This is a genomic window from Paenibacillus sp. UNC217MF (genome assembly GCF_000686865.1).
Classification (GTDB): Bacteria; Bacillota; Bacilli; order Paenibacillales; family Paenibacillaceae; genus Paenibacillus_B; species Paenibacillus_B suaedae.
The window spans coordinates 13,195-29,752 of record NZ_JMLT01000003.1; the positions used below are offsets into that span (position 1 = coordinate 13,195).

Here is a 16,558-nt window from a genome sequence, read left to right on the forward strand (position 1 = left end):
ATGATCTTCAATACAAGAATTTGTTAGTAGTCCGATGATTTGAACTATTTCTGCTTCTGCTACCTTATTAGGTCCCTCCATAAAATATCCCTTCATTCCTACTTCTAATGTTTTTCTATGATGTGCTCTAGAACTAGGAAATAGAATCCACATCCTTGCTGTTCCACTTATATTTACTTGCTTAATTCGTCCATAATAAGATTTCCAAACTCATCTTCAAATTCAGGGTGTATCACCCTTAAATCTATTGTATTATTCATAAAATCCGATTCTATAGCAAAATCACTTCGATAACCTTGATAAGGAAGATTTTGTCTTCCACCTTCTTCAGGTATAAAAAATCGATACTTAACAAGAAAATCTGGAGGATGTTTTCTTAATGTCTCATAAGGAACCCACATACGTTTATGTTCCTTTCTTCTTTTATCATGCTTTGCATTAGGCAATTACTTATAACGTTCTTGTATTCACGACCCCACCGACTTGAGACGACAAAGTCCCTGGGCGCGATGCGGTTAGTCGGTACGGATGTGTCCGCCTGATCCAACTTCTCGGAAATTCCTCGAGTGAATCAATGGGCGTAAGCCCCGCAGTGTAAATACAGTGTTAGGTGAAGTTGCTGACTTCTTCGAAATCCACTTACAAGTTATTTTATTTCTTCCTTTAGATACTCATTTAATTTCTTAACATTGTCAGTTACATATTCAATTTCTTGATTCTCTTGTTTTATTAATACATATAATGGTGTGCTTATTACGTTTATTCTCTTATCTGGAATTCCGATACCTGGTACTCCGAAACTGTAGACACTTATTCTATTACCTGGATCTTCCAATCCTTTAACCTTATTGCTATTACTTGCTGGATACTCATAGACAAAAAGTGTATATTGAGTCTTTTGAAAGGAATAAGTTGCGATTATATAAACAACAAAACATACGAATAAGCCTGATCCCAAATAATATAGATATTTATTTATTGAGTTTTTCATGGTTTAATCCTTTTGTTTTCTTATTTAATTTACTACAGTATTTCCGTCTAACGTCCTCAGTTTTCACGATAAAGGAGCGACAGTAGCTGGGTCGAAAACTTAGCCTCTCAGGATTGTCTGCTGATCCACTTCTTCGAATCAGCAGCGTGAGTACGGTGTTATGGGAAGTCATCGACTCCATTGATATACAAATTATTAATTGTTGTTATTAAGTATAGTAAGGTTATAATTTCGCTATGACCTCGTCAATGTTATCCCATTCATAAATTAATTCATTCAGAGCTTTTCCCCCAATTATTATCTGAGTTGAATCACATAATTTAGCACCATAATGTTCATAAAAATAGCGGGTCTTGTTATCTTCTAGAACATCAACAAAAATGTTTTGATATCCTAAAAATTTAAAATGTAGAAACAATTGTCTGAGTAATTCTTTTCCTAAACCTCTTCCGTGATATTCCTTAAGTATGTATATAGATGTTAAGTCACCTGAATTAGGAACTATATTCGTTTCTCTCTTACCACAATCTGCAAATCCAACAATTTGTCCTTCTGGGTTCTCTGCTAGAACTACAAAATTATCTTCTTTTTCAATGTTTTTGATCCATACATCAGTTCTTTTTTTATATGATAATTTTGACAAGAAATCATCTGGGATAATACCTTTGTAAGTTGTTCTCCAACTATCCACATGAACTTTTGCAATTCCTTCTGCATCGTTTATCGTTGCTTTTCTTATTCGCATAATATAATCACCTCTTAGGATTAGTTAATACAAATATTACAAACACTTATCCATAACTATATATAATGAGTAGTAGCATCTCTTCTGTTGAAATTTATTTACGATGACTTCTCATAACGTTTTGGTACCTACGCCTTCCTGATATACGTAATAATCTTTTTTACAAAATCAGATCTCAAAATATTGATATCTTATCTTAAGACCTTCTTCCAACTCTTCTTTTTCTTGAAAATCAACATTCATATATTCATAAATTTTTCTCCAGAATTGAATTGCGGGAATATAATTAGATAGTTGGCCTATTGCATACCTCCCAGGACATTGTTGAAATAAATCTTGAACAGCCTGTTTCCCTAAGCCTTTCCTACGATATTTTTTTAAAATGAAAAACGAATTAATCAAATAATCATATCGTTCTGGATTCGTAAAAGGAGAGCTTTGAAGTAAAATGAAACCGATAATATCATCCTCATGCTTAATAAAAAATGGAATTAAACCTTCTTTCTCAAAAAACCATTCAAAAGCATCAAATTCAAATAAACCACTCTCTTGATTAAATTCCTGTTCTTCATTAAATTCCGATAAGTCATGAAGAAACAATGTCATCAGGTGTTTTAAAATTATTTTCTGATTCAACTCAACTTTGACTACTGACATCTCAGATTCACCTCAATAATAGGACTTCAAGAATTTCCTTCTTCTAAGTATAACTTCGAAACCTCTTATTGGAAATATAATCCTCACAAAGCAAAAGGGCACATCCATCTACTTATGATGAATGTGCCCCCGATGTACATAACTTTCCCGCTTAAATCCGGTCATCTAGATTGACGGTACTGCAACCGATGCGTCCCTGAACCGAGCGTCGTTTCATATTCTTCAACAGGCTCCCAGATCTGGTTGTCGATTCGCAGTGTCGCAGTCGTATTGGCTGGAATGCTCACTGTCAGTTCGACCATACCATCCTCCAGCTTCCACTCGATTGCAATCTCACCGTATGCTGTTTCCCGCTTCACTCGCAGCCAATCTAGGCCATAACCAAAATGCGGCTGCAAATAGAAATGCTTATACGCAGGCTGCGCCTCATTGATTTCCAAGCCGACGACATAGCGGTACACCCACTCGATAATGGAACCGTAGGCGTAATGGTTGTAGGAATTCATACTGTCATTCCATAGCGAGCCATCCTCCTTAATGCCGTCCCAATGCTCCCATATGGTGGTTGCGCCTTTCTTGATCGGATAGAACCATGATGGATAATCCTCTTGGAATAAGAGCTTGCACGCAAGCTCGTGATGTCCCCATTGACTCAAGACGAGGTTCAAGTACGGTGTCCCTAGAAATCCGGTCGTCAAATGATCCTTCTCATGCTTCAACAATTCTACCAAGCGCTTCACAGCGCGTTCCTTCACGCGCTCACCAGCTAGATTGAACATCAACACCAGCACATGTGCGGTTTGCGTATCAGACGCCAGTCTGCCATTCGGCGTGATGAACTCATCCTGAAGCGCTTGAAGAATATGCCCGTGCAAGCTGCTATAGTACTGAGCATCCTCCACTTCGCCCAGAATAACCGCAATACGCTGCAGCAAGGAGGTCGAATATGCATAGTAAGCTGTCGCGATAAACCATTCCTAACTCAAAGCAAATGGGATCCTCTTTGTTCTCACACCGTACCTTCTTCACTATGAGCATAGTCGTCACCTGATTTCATGGAGTAATAGAAACATAGTACTGCTGCATATTTCCATAAATTATACCTTCAAGTCACTATACTTGGAATAACTATTAAAAGAAATCTATTATTATTGAAGGAATGTGATAGCTGCCATTCAGCCTTTTCTCATGCTCTGACCTTCCAAATGCAGCAAAAAAAAGACGCGCCAATGCCCCATGCACAGCTGCGCGTCTTCTACATCAATTATTTGTATAAACCATGATCCAGTCGCAGTCCATATCTCACTTCTAATTCCCATTGCTCGATCTCCAACTTATGCTTGCCAATCAATGCAGTTCATCCGCATGATGATCATCTACTTCTCCTGCTTCCGCTGCAGTTAGAACATGCAGTGCATCAGCTGTACGCAAGTCTTCTTCCTCCATGTACCAGGGTGGTTCCACCGCAATTGCAGAGTTCGTCTCGCTTGCGGTTCCATCCCACTCAGACTGAGTACTCGCAGCCTCCTGCTTCGGCATTGATTTCACAGTCCGCTTCGCAAGAAGCTCCTCCTTCACTTCCGATGCCAGCTCTTGATTCCGCACCCACCGTGCAATAATTCCGTTCATCTCACGTGCTTGCTTCGTCGGAATTTGGTGCTTAGCCCCCTTCAGCCAATACAAATGATAATGCGGCAAATATCGCTGGAGCTTGACCGCATAACGATGGAAACCTTTGTCCTTCTCGCCATAAATCAGCAGCATAGGCGCCTGAATGCACTTCAACTGCTCTGTGCAGCGATGCTTCAATGACGCTTGATAATACTGCTTCCAATTCGATACATCCCCACGCATCGCCGTACGTTTCAAGTTCCGGTATGTCGTCCGGCTGTCCGCATTTCCGAACGAAATAGCCCACGCAAGCAATGACTTGGCCCTCATCGCCGTCAGTGCGATCGCAAGCGCAATTCTTCCTCTTAGCCAGTAATCGCTTGCTTCCGCCATCGTACTCACAAGAATGCCGCCCTTGAATCGATGCGGGTGTGATAGTAGCGCCTGAAGCGCTACGGCTCCGCCAGTCGAGTATCCACAAATATAGGCCTGCTTAATGCCAAGCTCGTCAAGCAGCTTCACCATATCTTGGACAATGAGCGGATACGTAATGGGTTCCTTGGAAGCATCACTCTCCCCATGGCCGCGAATATCGAAGGTGATGACTTGATGAGTAGACGATAATTGCGCCGCTTGATATCGAAAGTTGGCCGAGGTCAACAGTGGCGGATGAATAAACAATATGGGTGTACCTGTGCCATACGTATGGTAGTGCAGATGAATTCCATTAATAAGCCTCTTGGGCATCAGTCTCACCTCGTAACGAATATAGAGGTAAAGATACCCTTTCTCCGCTCGATCTATGCACATTTGCACGTTTACCCGCTGTTCAATAACACGCTCAAAGCGAGACGACATACACAAATGCACTGCTGGTCTCCCACCCATATTTGTGCATTTTTCTCACGAGACAGTACAGGTGTACAGACTCAATTCCAAGTTCCCCAATATAATGTACCATCTTAACAGAAGGAGTTGTTATTCATGACATGTCCTCGTCCGTTCTGCCCGCCAGCAGAACCAATCGTATGTCCGCCAAGACCAGTAATTCGTGATTTCTTCCATCCTCAAATACTGCCTATCATTCATCCGATCGAAGTGATCAACCGTCATCATTGCTGCCCGATTCCTAAGCATGTATTCACGGTTGTCGAAAGAGAGGAAGTTGTAGGCCCTGTAGAAATCAGAAGCGTGAAAAATGGCAAGCGTACTGTTGGCACTCGCGGCGTTCGTCCAAAAACAAAGCGCAAATAACATCACCTGATTTTCAAACTACGCATCTTCCTATTTGGCAGGTTTATTGTCAAAAGAGTCGGTACACGGCTCTTTTTTCTTTGATCCCCTTCGGACATGCATAATGAAATTGCCCATCGGTACATGCTTGTTTCGTCGAAGTACTTAGATTGGATTCGGCTGGGATGCTTCAAGCGTCTTGATAAATGTCCTGATCTGGCCGAAATGCATGGCTTCATGACTTAACAAGAAGAAGAACATTTGGCTAGCCTTCGTAAATTGAAGAAAAGGATTGACCAAGTCGAGATCCCAGTTTCCCACAATTCGCTCACCGATCATATGACGCTGTGCCTCCAAATGGGTGATGATCTCCGCCAGAGCAGGAGCATCCCCATTCCATTGCGAAGGACTTGTTCCATTGGCGAAATAGCCCACATAATGTTCAGGCAAGTGCTTTTCCATAAAGACATTCTGGAAAATTCCTTGATCCCATGCCACAGCAAGGTGACCCGCATGCCAACGGATAGAGTTATTGCACCCTGCTGGGATCGTATCGACAATTTCCACGTCTACCTTATTCAAAACTTCGATTACCCATCCTCTCCAAGTTTGGAAACTATTTAGCACCTCATGCTCCAAATGAACCGATTCCACTACACTTCACTCCAATCTGAATGAAAGAGTCATCCCTTCTCCTTACATATATCGCTCTTGCCATCAGTTCAATGCCTAAAATTATGAATTTCCAACGAATTCTATCCTAAGCTTTCCTAAAACCGATCGCCTGTTACGCCCTTGTGTCTCACATCTGTATATCCAAGCTGTCCTGCGTGAAATTCATTCGCGCAGCACAAAAGCATGGGAGTACAGCTTTATTGAATCCTGCTGATGAAAAAAGAAAGAAGACAGCTGTCATCAGCCGTCTTCCCCCTTGGTACGATCATCGGTTATTTATTCTGCTACTCATGTGAACCTTGTGGTTGACCGACCGCCGTCATGCAGCGGAACACCGCGTGCTGGGAGCACACGCGGTGCGAAAAAATTCAATACGCTGCACACCATCTGCCGCTACGCATCTGAATCTTTCTCGACGTGGCCGACAAGGCGATCCAATCTTGCAATTTGGAAGCCGTATTCATACATGGCCGCGGCAACAATGGACAACCTTAGCATCTCACTGCCATCTTGGGAACATAGCTTCATCGTGATCTGCATGAACTGCTCATTATCTTCCTCCATCTTATCCAGTTCCAAGCTGTTCGGCTTTACCTTGTCTTCGAACTTCAACAGTACATGCTCATGACATTTAATCAGCATTTCCAAGTGTTGATCGAACATTTGATTCGTCTCCGGCTCACGGGCTGCTTGGAAGTAATGTTCATCGATAGCTTCCAGCACCTCAATTCCGCTGCGGAGCGTATGCAGCAGCTGCTTATATACAACCAACTCGCGTGAGCGGCTATACTTCGCTCGCTTCAGCTTCTTCGTCTCTTCTTCGAACAGCTTATACTTATCGGCGAGTACCTTCAATGAATCCACCAGACTTTGCTTCTCTTCCTGGAACACGGATTCCTTCATTTCATCCGAGATGACGGTTCTCAGCAGCAGCGACATTCGACTGAAGCATGATTCAATCAACGTAATGAACTGTGCCTTCGGATTCGGCGGGAAGAACAAAATATTAATAAGACAAGCAGAACCAATCCCGATCAATATCTGCGCGAAGCGAAGCAGGGCGAAATCCCATTGACCTGATGCTTCCATAACGGCAATGACGGTCACGAGCGTCAACCCTACTGTCTCTTCCATTTTCATTTTCAGACAAATCATAATGACCAGTACGCATACAATACCGACGGCTATCGGCTCATGCGAGAAATACATCCCTGCCAATAAGGCGATTGCAGCGCCCAATGTATTCGTCTGGAGCTGTTCAAGAAAATATCTCCATGAACGATAAATCGAAGGCTGCATCGCAAATATCGCGGCAACGGCGGCGATGACCGGGGTTTTGAACTGGAATATTTGACTAATGAACAACGCTAGCGTAACCGCAATCCCTGTCTTCAGCACTCTGGCTCCGAATGCCATCCTCGATCCCTCCATTTCTGCTAGACGGCACTCACACTCCCTTATTGTATACACGAATCCATCCCGCTTCAAGACAAGGTAGACGGCTAATAAAATGGATCACGCCTAAATATTCTGCTCTGTTGTTGTTTCTTCGCCCAGCACCGCAGCGATAGTCGACGCAGCTGCTTCTGAATGCGATAAGGGAAAATGATGCCCGTACGGCAAGCGAACTAGACGCTCATCTCCCTCGAGTAAGGCAGGCAGCTGATGCAGCCTCTCCTTCTCCCCCCATACGATTCCTACGAGCGAACTAGCCAGCTTTACTTCTTTGGGCGAAGTCATCGTTTTCGGCAATTGATGATAGATGGCTTGCATGATAGAAGCATTCGCATTAGCAATCCGAGGAGAACGAAAACTAGCCTTCATTCTTGACACATACCCGTGTGGAATTGACGATGCATGTTCGAACACTCCCTCGCGTAGCATTGCCTTATTCATTACCGAAGCAGGCATGTGCTTCAGCATAAAAGCTGCAAGTGTGCGTCCGCGGCTGATAAACGCCCTTACAGCACCACGCGGCCGCTGCAGCACAGGCTGCAGCATAATCAGCTCCTCCACACTGCCATGTAACCGAATGGCACATTCATTCGCTACCCACGCACCATAAGAATGACCTATCAGGGTTACGGGCTCTTGAAGCTGAATGGCCGCCGCAACGCTGTCCACAATGCCCGCAGCCAGATTTCGGTCAGCCCCATCAATTGAAGGTGAGCGACCGAACCCCGGCAAGTCAGGAACAATTAGTGGACGGCCCGTTCGCTGATACAGTTCAGCTGCCAACGGAAGCAGATCGTCTGCTTGACTAAGCCAGCCATGCAGCAGTACAATCGGCACTCCGCATCCTTCCCTTATCCACGCAGCCATCGAACCGAATCGACCTCTGGCGAAGCTTCTCTCCCCTTTGTCTTCCGAAAATGTGAGACGGTAATCCATATCTGCAATAGCAAACGGTAATATGTCTCTGCAATCCAGTGGTGTACGATTCGAACCCTGACGTATCGAACTCTGATGCAGCAGTTGCTTCGCCGAATCATTATTGAAGCTGCGATCCGTTACGAACGCCAATGATTGCGACGGAATGCCCGTCAGTTTTTCCCCACCATATCTCATAATGGCCGATAGCAACCGGATTGGCATAGACATCACTGGCGCTCCTACGTGGAGCTGCCGAGCAATTTCGCGTAATAGCTCCTTCATATTTGGTTGTTCGGCCTTATCACCAACAAGATTGTATGTTGCTGATTGACGAGTTGAATTCGCCTGATCCCTAGCCAGCAACACAATAGTTTCTGCGACCTCGTCATTCGTTACAAGAGGCAGCCAATAATGCTTCCCTCCTGGAACGACCGGCATCAATCTGCTGCGAACCGCCTTCACTAAGATCCCAAGGCCATCCAGCTGCGGCGTACTTCCAGTTGGCCTAGCACCAACAACGGTGCTAGGATTGACAACAGATAGCGAATAGCCAACGCGAGCAGACTCTTGACGAATCCACAGATCCGCCATGAACTTCATACGTTCGTAAGGGGCAGCATCGGGCGGCACGAACCGACTCACATCATCAATGGAAAGCCCGCTAACATTCGTGTCTTGTTGAAAGGGACTCATATAGCCAACTACATGAATGAAGTGTCGAAGTCCCTTGCTACCATGAATCTCTTCCGCTAACCGACTTATTGCCTGAGCACCGTGAAGGAAGGTTCGCTCTGCTGTTGAACTTGATTGAGTAATCTGCATCGCTCCACCGGCATGGATCAATACATCAGATTGCCTCGCTAATTGCCAATCCTCCTTCTTCAATCCCAGACATTCCTGCTCCAAATCCCCCTCGATGAACACAATACGGCTTCTTACCGATTCTGAGTACTTCTGGAACAGCTTTTCTGCTCGTGTCGCGGAACGTACGAGAAGAAGCAGCCTTTCATCACCATCCTTCAACTGCCGGATTACCTCTCTTCCAATAAACCCCGTTGCCCCAGTAATCAAGATCGTTTCCTTGTTGTACATCATGTTATTGCCCCCTCTGATAATTAGTACTATTCAGTTCTAATTCACGTCAAAAAAAAGCCTCGCCTCAGCGAAGCAGTTGAAAAAAATGTGCAACCGTATGCCGGACACGCGGCAGGCTTGGTTCTGTATCACCTAGCAGCAGTGCCCCTTCTATCGCGGACAGCAGTACAACTGCCAATCCATACGGATGATGATGGCTTGCAATCTCTCCGCTTGCTCTTGCCTGCTCGAACATCCGCTCGAACAAAGGCAGCTGCTGAGCGAAGAATTGTCCGATCTGCTGACGAACCTGAACCGCATCAAGCGGGCTCTGCATGAATAACGACATGAAGGGGCATCCCACTTGAACATCACACTGCTCATGCTGCTGCGAAACAGCATCCACGAATGCCACCACTCGCTCCTCTACGGTTAGATCGGTTCGTTCAAGCAGGCTTCCTAACAGCTGTTCATATTGTCCCATCCAATAGACGAGCACTGAACCAAGTAGTTCCTCCTTGCTTTTGAAATGGTAATAGATGTTCGACTTAGACACATTGCTCGCATGCATAATCTCATCCATGCTCGTATAGGCATACCCTTGGCGCAAAAATAGCGCTGCAGCCGTGCCAATGACTCGATCTCGATTCGATAATGGTGGTATTCGTTTTCTCTCATTCATAACTAGTACTATACAGTACTAAACCAATATTTACAACCTCTATTCACGGTTTTTATCTTTCCATACACGAACAGCCCTTGCTTCGACAGCAAGGGCTGAGTGTGATTGTTCACGGATGCAGACAGCCTGTTAAGCGCAAGTGGACTTATGTAACCATCAGCGTAATGACCAATAATTCATACAGAACCAGCGGCAAGATAACGTTATTATACATGTAAGCATTGTATAAGCCTCGCTGCATAACCGGCTGCTGCGTCTGTACGTACACAATTCCCCGATCCACATTTACAATAACACCATCACAGATAAATCCGTCTATTGTCTGAATACGGACGGGTCGATTCATATACGAATGGCATATATGATGCAACTTTTCACGAGTATCTCGCAAGCACTGCAAGTGAGAGCCATCCGCTTGATATATAACTTGCGGCTCGGTTTGAGATGGAAGCGACTGATCGGATGATGGCTTCGAAGCATTCATAGCATACGACCTCCATTCTGTTCGAATGTCACACACTTCCACCTTATGTCTCATACCGTCCGATCATGACCGATTTGCATACATTCTCACGGTATGAACCGCCTGCTCCATCGTTACCAGAGCTGATGTGCTGGCGTCTGGATGTACAAGTTCTACCTTCCCTTCAGCAATATGCTTGCCGATAACGATACGCATTGGACAGCCAATTAGATCCGCATCGGCCAGTTTCACGCCGAACCGCTCATCGCGATCATCCCACAGCACAGTCGCACCGAAGCTGCTCATATCCTCAGCCAATCTCGATGCTGCTTCAGCTTGTGCTGCATCCTTCATCGATACTGGAATGATATGTACCAAGTAAGGTGCGACAGACAACGGCCAGCGCAGCCCTCGTTCATGCTGCATCTGCTCCACCATTGCGCTCATCATGCGGGATACGCCAATACCATAGCATCCCATCAGAAGCGTCTGCATTTGACCCGACTTGTTCATCACCTGTGCGCCCAGCTTATCCGTATACTTCGTTCCAAGCTCGAAGACATGTCCTAGCTCAATTCCAAGATGGAACGACAGTGCATGACCACAATGTACGCATCGTTCTCCCTCCACGACATTCCGATAATCGCCAACCATAGTGAGTTCATAATCTCTCCCAGCCATCACATGCATCAGATGGTAATCCTGCTCATTCGCTCCCACAATCGCGTCTTCCACATGAGCCGCATCCTTATCGACTATGCACTTGATCTTCAATCCAACTGGCCCTGCAAATCCTGTGGGAGCGCCTGTTACTCGCATTACCGTCTCGGCATCGGCGAGTTCCAGCTGATTGGCTGTCAATGCTCGCATGACTTTCGTATCATTTACTTCATGATCCCCGCGAACGAGCACTGCAACTGGCTCACCATCTGCCACATATAACAATGTCTTTATCGTTTGGGACGGTTCCACTTGCAAATAGGCTGTCAACTCATCAATTGTCTTCACCCCAGGGGTATGGATACGTGCAGGCATATTTGCTGTCGATGCCTCTCCTGTTAAACGTGCTTCCTCAATTTGGACAGCCTTCGTGTCGACATCCTTCGTATGTCCAGCTTCGAGCGAATCGGGAAGCGCTTCGGTATTCACCGCAGATGCAGATGCAGAGTCAGACTGACTTACAGCCTTCTCAAGGTTCGCGGCGTATCCGCAATGCCCACAAGACACAATCGTATCTTCACCAATGCTGGTCAGTGCCATAAATTCATGTGTTCGTCCGCTTCCGCCAATCGCGCCAGCATCTGCCTCCACTGCACAATACGTTAGATTCAGACGCTGCATCACCCGATGGTATGCGTCAACCATTCGATCATATTGAGCTTGAAGCGACTCTGCATCCAGATGGAAGGAGTAAGCATCCTTCATGATGAATTCCCTGCATCGCAATAATCCATGTCTAGGCCGTCGTTCGTCACGATATTTCGTCTGAATTTGATACAGTGTAAGCGGCAGCCTCTTATACGAATTGACTTCATCTCGCACCAGTGCCGTAACGACTTCTTCATGTGTCGGGCCGAGTACGAACTCCCGTTCATGGCGATCACACAGCCGCATTAGCTCTTCACCATATACCTCATACCGTTCCGATTGCCGCCACAGGTCTGCAGGCTGCATCGCTGGCATGAGCATCTCCTGAGCACCTGCCCGCTCCATCTCTTCTCGAATCAGCTCCTGTAAATTCCGAAGCACTTTCCAGCCAAGCGGCAAATACGAGTATACGCCCGCCACAACTTGCCGCATGTAACCGCCTCTCAGCAGCAGCCGATGACTGGCAGTCTCCGCATCTGAAGGCATATCCCGCATCGTAGATTGGAACAATTCACTCTGTTTCATCTCAATCCCCCTCTTCTTCTCTCCATAATAAAACAACGCACCCATCCCATAAGGGACGAATGCGTTGTCGTGGTACCACCCTAATTCAGCAGTCGGCATATACCGACAGCTCTCACTTGTTCCATAACGGGCCTGCGCCCGGCAGATCGAATCTGCAGCTGCAAAGTAGGAAGAATGAAGCTGCAAGGGAATCATTGCACCAAGTTGACTCCTCTCTGTACGTGCATCTCGTTCACTCTCATGTCTTTGGTCGTCGCTTTTCGTGGTATATTTTCTAAATAAATTACATGTTCTGTTACTCGGTGTCAAGTATCTCATCCACCGATACCCGATTACCGCATCACCCAGTAGCCCAACTTCAACAATAAACCCAGTACCAATAACGCGATACCGACTCCCCGCTTCTCTTTGTCGTTGTTGAAGGCATATACGCCTCCCACTAAGATTCCGACAATTGGGTAAATAGCGGTGGCAATGATTACGATCAAGAGTGAAGTGCAGCCTATATTGCGCTCTGACGCTTGCTCTTCGCTAGGTCGATCATCTGACTTCTCACTGGCAATCTGATTCGAAATCATGGAACCACAATTTTTACACTCCGTGGAGCCTTGCTCTACATTTCCATTACACTCAGAGCATGTAAGCTCCACTTGCTTCACAGCCAAGATGCCGTTGTATTGCTTATCTTCCTCTGGCGTTCCCTGTAAGGAGGCGTCCTTCAGGGAGTGACTGCAGACGATGCATACCGATGCGGACTTTTCGTTCGAATACCCACAGTTGCTGCATATTTGGATCGCCATGCGCGATGCACTCCTTCCGTTACCCAGCCAAATCTTGAATACGCACTGATTCCGTTGTAAAGCAATTGCAAATTGACACAATCCGTTCCGAATAACCTGTACGCTCCTTTAGCGGCTAGGCTTACTGCTACAGCTACAGCTACAGCTGCATGAACGCTGGGAAATGCTCCTGCAATCCCTGCTTCAGTACATCAATAGGCTGCATGCCGATATCCGCTAAATTACTCAAGGCAATAAGCACCGAATCCGACTTCGCATCCCGAATCATCGTACAGCTGTAGCCCGATAATCCCCCATTATGATACGAGATATGCGGTCTGTCCGGATATACGACCCATCCGTAGCCATAACTGCGTTCCTCATCAATTCGAGCTTGCGGCGTGAAGATCGCATCGATTGACTCCGCACTCGCCACTTGGCCTGAGCGAAGGGCACGATCCCAGCGGAACAGGTCTTCGGTAGTGGAGTAGACAATGCTTCCTGCACTGTTATGGCTTGGTATATCTTCCTTCCAAGCGAGTTCTCCCCCTCTAAAGCCGATCCCCATATTCGGCTCACTGCGAAGTACATCCATACGTCCACCTGTTCTTGTCATACCGAATGGCTCGAAGAATTCCTTCTCGATATACGTTTCATACGATTGATCCGACAGTCTCTCTACAATCAGTCCAAGCAGCGCATAACCGAAGTTGCTATAACGATACGCCCCTTTTGCACCGGATGGCGTGACAGTATCGAGCGCCAGCGTATGCAATGGCCTTAGATCCTCATGTACATTCCAATCAATTAACGCATCTTCGTCCAATCCAGAGGAGTGAGTGAGCAGCTCATGGAGCGTAACATCTGCAAGCCTTGTACACTCAGGTACATACTTCGCAAGCTTATCTTCTACACGAAGCAGCCCTTGCTCCTGCAGCTTCATAATGGCTGTTGCCGTAAATTGCTTGGCAATTGATGCAATTTTGAATACTGTATCCTTATTAATGGGCTGCCTCTCTTCCACGTTCGCTAGGCCGTACCCTTTACTTATGACAATCTCACCCTGTGACGCCAGCAAGATCGATCCGTTATATCCCTGCTTCTCTAACAATTGATCCACCCAAGCTGCCAACTCCATAACGGTCTTATCCCCTTCCCATGTTCTTCACAGCTTGCTGCTCTGAAGATGAACTCTACTAGTGAGTACTACGTCGTTACTGACTTCGATATCTATGGCAGGGTTTCCTTCATTTTCTAATCAACGTCACAAAAACGCCTCCCATGCTGATAGCGAGAGGCGCTTTACAAGATTAATTAAGGTATGGAGTTGTTCCTCATTTGTGACGGATCACGATCTGACTATTCCAATTGCACAACTGCCCCGACGATGCCCTGTCAGCTTCAACATTAAGAAACTAGCTTCAGCCCAATTGCTGCTCCGAGTACCAAGGAGATGAATAAGATTCTCTTCCAATCGCGGGACTCCCCGTAGAAGAGCATCCCGAGGATGGCACCCCCAGATGCGCCAATTCCCGTCCATATCGCATACGCCGTCCCCATCGGGAGCGACTTCATCGCAATAGACAGACAAATGAAGCTAGCGCTGAATGCTGTCGACATAAAGACGAAGGATTGCCAGTTGCGATCCTTGTTCAGTTTACTAATCATCGCCACGCCAAGCATTTCACATAATCCTGCTGCAATGAGACTTATCCAAGCCATTAGGATTCAGCTCCCTTCGCTTCGTTCTCATTCGTCACCAGCTTTAATCCCATCACACCTGCTAGCATCACAAGGATAAGCAGCATTTTGATCATTTTGAACGGTTCTCCAAAGAAAGCCATTTCTGCGAATACAGTTCCAGCAGTTCCAAGTCCAACGAATACGGCATATACCGTCCCTACAGGGAGCTTCTTGCCTGCCATAATCATCACATAGAAGCTGACAATAATTGAAATGGCCGTACCTCCCCATTCCCATACATTGTTCGCGTGCTTCAATCCGATCACCCAGAAGACCTCAAAGAAGGCGGCGATAAATACGTAGATCCAATGCTTATTCATTTGTTGCTCTCTCCCTTCCTTGCTATCTCTATAACGAGCACTATTCCATGCACTGCATCCCACAGATGCAGCTTACACCATTCTTATTTTTTTCTATATTTCCTCTCAAACAAGAGATTCATTGTTCATACCACTTCACGAACTAGTCTCGTGTCAGGCTGCGCCAATATATGCGCCATGAAGCATCGAAGCGGCGTCGGAATCTGTCCGGGCCGCCAAGCAGCATTTCAACGAGAATGCCATCAACAAGACACATATAAGAAGCGGTCATCATCTCCATATCCAGTTGATCAATCTCCGCTCGCTCCACTCCTAGCTTGAACACGGCCATAAGCTCCCGTTCCATCTGATCCAGATGGGCGTTGACCAGTTCCATAACCCGCTCCTGCATGATAACAGGCGGAAAGAACATCACCCGCAGCAAGAATTTCAATTGATTGCTCGTTTCATAGCGTGCCTCATACTGTTGAATCAATCCGTACAGCACATCCTTAATCGGATGCTCACGGTGAGTCTGAATGTACCGCTGCAAGTGTCCCATTTCCTCTTGTACTGCACGGCGGATTACGCTAACAAACAGATCATCTTTATTTTTGAAATGAGCGTAAATAGATGGCGTCTTGATGCCTACCTGTTCCGCGATATTCGCAAGGGAAGCCCCTTCATATCCGTGTTCTGCAAAATGATTCAACGCGACCTCAATAATTCGGTTAGCTGTCATTCTACTCATCTCCTTCAGGATAACTAATATTCGTTAGGTAATGCACGCAGCGTTCCCGCATGCCATTACGACGGCACATTTTATCCTAACTAATATTCGTTAGGTACATCTTTTCACATCTCATCTCTTTTGTCAATCACGAGTTCGATAGTTAAATATCCTTTTATTTATTTTAAATACGATACATCTTCTCTAACCAGAGCTTCACAAGACTTATCGAGAAAAGGATAAAGCAACTCTGCCTACAAATGACGAACAGAAAGTTCAAATGTTTATCCTAATGACATCCAAAAATGCGAAGCAAAACCTGATCCCATTTTCCGATAAAAAGGGACTGAACGCTATAGTAGGATACAAAAGCAGCCATTGAACAGTGAACCTCCCGCTTATCACTCCGGAATTTGGAAAAATGGCGATAATGACAGTAGCATCAAGCCTAATCTGTAAGTGACCTGTAAATGATCTGTACGTGACCTGTACATGACCCCTGTATGTGACATGTGCGTGAGCCGGGAGACGATATCTCCGCGGCTCTTCTGTCGTCTACAGATAGACAGGTTCAGATTGCGAGTACAAACCAACCCACCAACCCTACGAA

18 protein-coding genes and 1 pseudogene are annotated in these 16,558 nt (G+C 45.8%); 1 reads left to right on the forward strand and 18 read right to left on the reverse strand.

Annotation, left to right across the window (positions count from 1 at the left end; all coding sequences use genetic code 11):
- Nucleotides 1-173: 173 nt before the first annotated feature.
- The 7 genes and pseudogenes from BP95_RS33680 to BP95_RS0100130 form a co-directional block, all read right to left on the reverse strand.
- The gene (locus tag BP95_RS33680; protein ID WP_231515019.1) at nt 174-401 is read right to left on the reverse strand and encodes a hypothetical protein; all 228 of its coding nucleotides are present in this window, start codon (nt 399-401) and stop codon (nt 174-176) included.
- Between the two features lie 245 nt (nt 402-646).
- Entirely contained in the window at nt 647-991 is a 345-nt protein-coding gene (locus tag BP95_RS0100105; RefSeq protein WP_028531147.1) for a hypothetical protein, read from the reverse strand.
- Nucleotides 992-1,214: 223 nt separating this feature from the next.
- On the reverse strand, nt 1,215-1,736 hold the full coding sequence (locus tag BP95_RS0100110) for a GNAT family N-acetyltransferase (protein WP_028531148.1): 522 nt from the start codon (nt 1,734-1,736) through the stop codon (nt 1,215-1,217).
- A 168-nt stretch (nt 1,737-1,904) separates the two neighbouring features.
- On the reverse strand, nt 1,905-2,393 hold the full coding sequence (locus tag BP95_RS29280) for a GNAT family N-acetyltransferase (RefSeq protein ID WP_051613955.1): 489 nt from the start codon (nt 2,391-2,393) through the stop codon (nt 1,905-1,907).
- Nucleotides 2,394-2,554: 161 nt separating this feature from the next.
- Nucleotides 2,555-3,364: pseudogene (locus tag BP95_RS29285) on the reverse strand (alpha-L-rhamnosidase-related protein); the annotation flags it as partial.
- 204 nt (nt 3,365-3,568) lie between these two features.
- The gene (locus tag BP95_RS33685) at nt 3,569-3,712 is read right to left on the reverse strand and encodes a hypothetical protein (RefSeq protein ID WP_231515020.1); all 144 of its coding nucleotides are present in this window, start codon (nt 3,710-3,712) and stop codon (nt 3,569-3,571) included.
- A 28-nt stretch (nt 3,713-3,740) separates the two neighbouring features.
- Nucleotides 3,741-4,751 carry an alpha/beta fold hydrolase gene (locus tag BP95_RS0100130; RefSeq protein ID WP_028531149.1) on the reverse strand — a complete coding sequence of 337 codons (1,011 nt, stop codon included), beginning with the start codon at nt 4,749-4,751 and terminating at the stop codon, nt 3,741-3,743.
- Nucleotides 4,752-4,988: 237 nt separating this feature from the next.
- Here BP95_RS0100130 and BP95_RS0100135 point away from each other — a divergent pair, with 237 nt between their 5' ends.
- The gene (locus tag BP95_RS0100135; RefSeq protein ID WP_021254928.1) at nt 4,989-5,258 is read left to right on the forward strand and encodes a hypothetical protein; all 270 of its coding nucleotides are present in this window, start codon (nt 4,989-4,991) and stop codon (nt 5,256-5,258) included.
- A 144-nt stretch (nt 5,259-5,402) separates the two neighbouring features.
- On the opposite strand, the gene BP95_RS29290 is transcribed toward BP95_RS0100135, so the two are convergent.
- The 11 genes from BP95_RS29290 to BP95_RS0100190 form a co-directional block, all read right to left on the reverse strand.
- Complete coding sequence (locus tag BP95_RS29290) at nt 5,403-5,891, reverse strand: DinB family protein (RefSeq protein WP_051613957.1); 489 nt, start codon at nt 5,889-5,891, stop codon at nt 5,403-5,405.
- A gap of 414 nt (nt 5,892-6,305) precedes the next feature.
- Complete coding sequence (locus BP95_RS0100145) at nt 6,306-7,328, reverse strand: FUSC family protein (RefSeq protein WP_021254930.1); 1,023 nt, start codon at nt 7,326-7,328, stop codon at nt 6,306-6,308.
- 105 nt (nt 7,329-7,433) lie between these two features.
- The gene (locus BP95_RS29295; RefSeq protein WP_051613958.1) at nt 7,434-9,380 is read right to left on the reverse strand and encodes an alpha/beta fold hydrolase; all 1,947 of its coding nucleotides are present in this window, start codon (nt 9,378-9,380) and stop codon (nt 7,434-7,436) included.
- A 64-nt stretch (nt 9,381-9,444) separates the two neighbouring features.
- Nucleotides 9,445-10,041, reverse strand: coding sequence for a TetR/AcrR family transcriptional regulator (locus BP95_RS0100155; RefSeq protein ID WP_028531150.1), 597 nt, complete (start codon nt 10,039-10,041; stop codon nt 9,445-9,447).
- A 145-nt stretch (nt 10,042-10,186) separates the two neighbouring features.
- On the reverse strand, nt 10,187-10,525 hold the full coding sequence (locus BP95_RS0100160) for a hypothetical protein (RefSeq protein ID WP_021254933.1): 339 nt from the start codon (nt 10,523-10,525) through the stop codon (nt 10,187-10,189).
- 63 nt (nt 10,526-10,588) lie between these two features.
- Entirely contained in the window at nt 10,589-12,397 is a 1,809-nt protein-coding gene (locus BP95_RS0100165) for a proline--tRNA ligase (protein ID WP_028531152.1), read from the reverse strand.
- A gap of 332 nt (nt 12,398-12,729) precedes the next feature.
- Nucleotides 12,730-13,197 (reverse strand): zinc ribbon domain-containing protein, encoded by a 468-nt coding sequence (locus tag BP95_RS0100170; RefSeq protein ID WP_021254935.1) that lies wholly within the window; start codon nt 13,195-13,197, stop codon nt 12,730-12,732.
- A 139-nt stretch (nt 13,198-13,336) separates the two neighbouring features.
- Entirely contained in the window at nt 13,337-14,314 is a 978-nt protein-coding gene (locus BP95_RS0100175) for a serine hydrolase domain-containing protein (RefSeq protein WP_028531153.1), read from the reverse strand.
- A 269-nt stretch (nt 14,315-14,583) separates the two neighbouring features.
- Nucleotides 14,584-14,898 carry a DMT family transporter gene (locus BP95_RS0100180; RefSeq protein ID WP_021254937.1) on the reverse strand — a complete coding sequence of 105 codons (315 nt, stop codon included), beginning with the start codon at nt 14,896-14,898 and terminating at the stop codon, nt 14,584-14,586.
- The gene (locus BP95_RS0100185) at nt 14,898-15,239 is read right to left on the reverse strand and encodes a DMT family transporter (RefSeq protein ID WP_028531154.1); all 342 of its coding nucleotides are present in this window, start codon (nt 15,237-15,239) and stop codon (nt 14,898-14,900) included. Before BP95_RS0100185 ends, BP95_RS0100180 begins: the two co-directional genes overlap by 1 nt.
- Nucleotides 15,240-15,381: 142 nt before the next feature.
- Nucleotides 15,382-15,960, reverse strand: coding sequence for a TetR/AcrR family transcriptional regulator (locus tag BP95_RS0100190; RefSeq protein ID WP_021254939.1), 579 nt, complete (start codon nt 15,958-15,960; stop codon nt 15,382-15,384).
- Between the last annotated feature and the right edge of the window lie 598 nt (nt 15,961-16,558).

What these genes read in the sequence shown, in the direction of transcription:
- BP95_RS0100190 (WP_021254939.1), bottom strand. Translation starts at nt 15,960, where the DNA reads ATGACAGCTAACCGAATTATTGAGGTCGCGTTGAATCATTTTGCAGAA.
- BP95_RS0100165 (WP_028531152.1), bottom strand. Translation starts at nt 12,397, where the DNA reads ATGAAACAGAGTGAATTGTTCCAATCTACGATGCGGGATATGCCTTCA.
- BP95_RS0100110 (WP_028531148.1), bottom strand. Translation starts at nt 1,736, where the DNA reads ATGCGAATAAGAAAAGCAACGATAAACGATGCAGAAGGAATTGCAAAA.
- BP95_RS0100145 (WP_021254930.1), bottom strand. Translation starts at nt 7,328, where the DNA reads ATGGCATTCGGAGCCAGAGTGCTGAAGACAGGGATTGCGGTTACGCTA.
- BP95_RS0100180 (WP_021254937.1), bottom strand. Translation starts at nt 14,898, where the DNA reads ATGGCTTGGATAAGTCTCATTGCAGCAGGATTATGTGAAATGCTTGGC.
- BP95_RS0100160 (WP_021254933.1), bottom strand. Translation starts at nt 10,525, where the DNA reads ATGAATGCTTCGAAGCCATCATCCGATCAGTCGCTTCCATCTCAAACC.
- BP95_RS0100185 (WP_028531154.1), bottom strand. Translation starts at nt 15,239, where the DNA reads ATGAATAAGCATTGGATCTACGTATTTATCGCCGCCTTCTTTGAGGTC.
- BP95_RS0100155 (WP_028531150.1), bottom strand. Translation starts at nt 10,041, where the DNA reads ATGAATGAGAGAAAACGAATACCACCATTATCGAATCGAGATCGAGTC.
- BP95_RS29280 (WP_051613955.1), bottom strand. Translation starts at nt 2,393, where the DNA reads ATGTCAGTAGTCAAAGTTGAGTTGAATCAGAAAATAATTTTAAAACAC.
- BP95_RS33685 (WP_231515020.1), bottom strand. Translation starts at nt 3,712, where the DNA reads ATGGGAATTAGAAGTGAGATATGGACTGCGACTGGATCATGGTTTATA.
- BP95_RS0100135 (WP_021254928.1), top strand. Translation starts at nt 4,989, where the DNA reads ATGACATGTCCTCGTCCGTTCTGCCCGCCAGCAGAACCAATCGTATGT.
- BP95_RS29295 (WP_051613958.1), bottom strand. Translation starts at nt 9,380, where the DNA reads ATGATGTACAACAAGGAAACGATCTTGATTACTGGGGCAACGGGGTTT.
- BP95_RS0100170 (WP_021254935.1), bottom strand. Translation starts at nt 13,197, where the DNA reads ATGGCGATCCAAATATGCAGCAACTGTGGGTATTCGAACGAAAAGTCC.
- BP95_RS0100130 (WP_028531149.1), bottom strand. Translation starts at nt 4,751, where the DNA reads ATGCCCAAGAGGCTTATTAATGGAATTCATCTGCACTACCATACGTAT.
- BP95_RS33680 (WP_231515019.1), bottom strand. Translation starts at nt 401, where the DNA reads ATGTGGGTTCCTTATGAGACATTAAGAAAACATCCTCCAGATTTTCTT.
- BP95_RS0100105 (WP_028531147.1), bottom strand. Translation starts at nt 991, where the DNA reads ATGAAAAACTCAATAAATAAATATCTATATTATTTGGGATCAGGCTTA.
- BP95_RS0100175 (WP_028531153.1), bottom strand. Translation starts at nt 14,314, where the DNA reads ATGGAGTTGGCAGCTTGGGTGGATCAATTGTTAGAGAAGCAGGGATAT.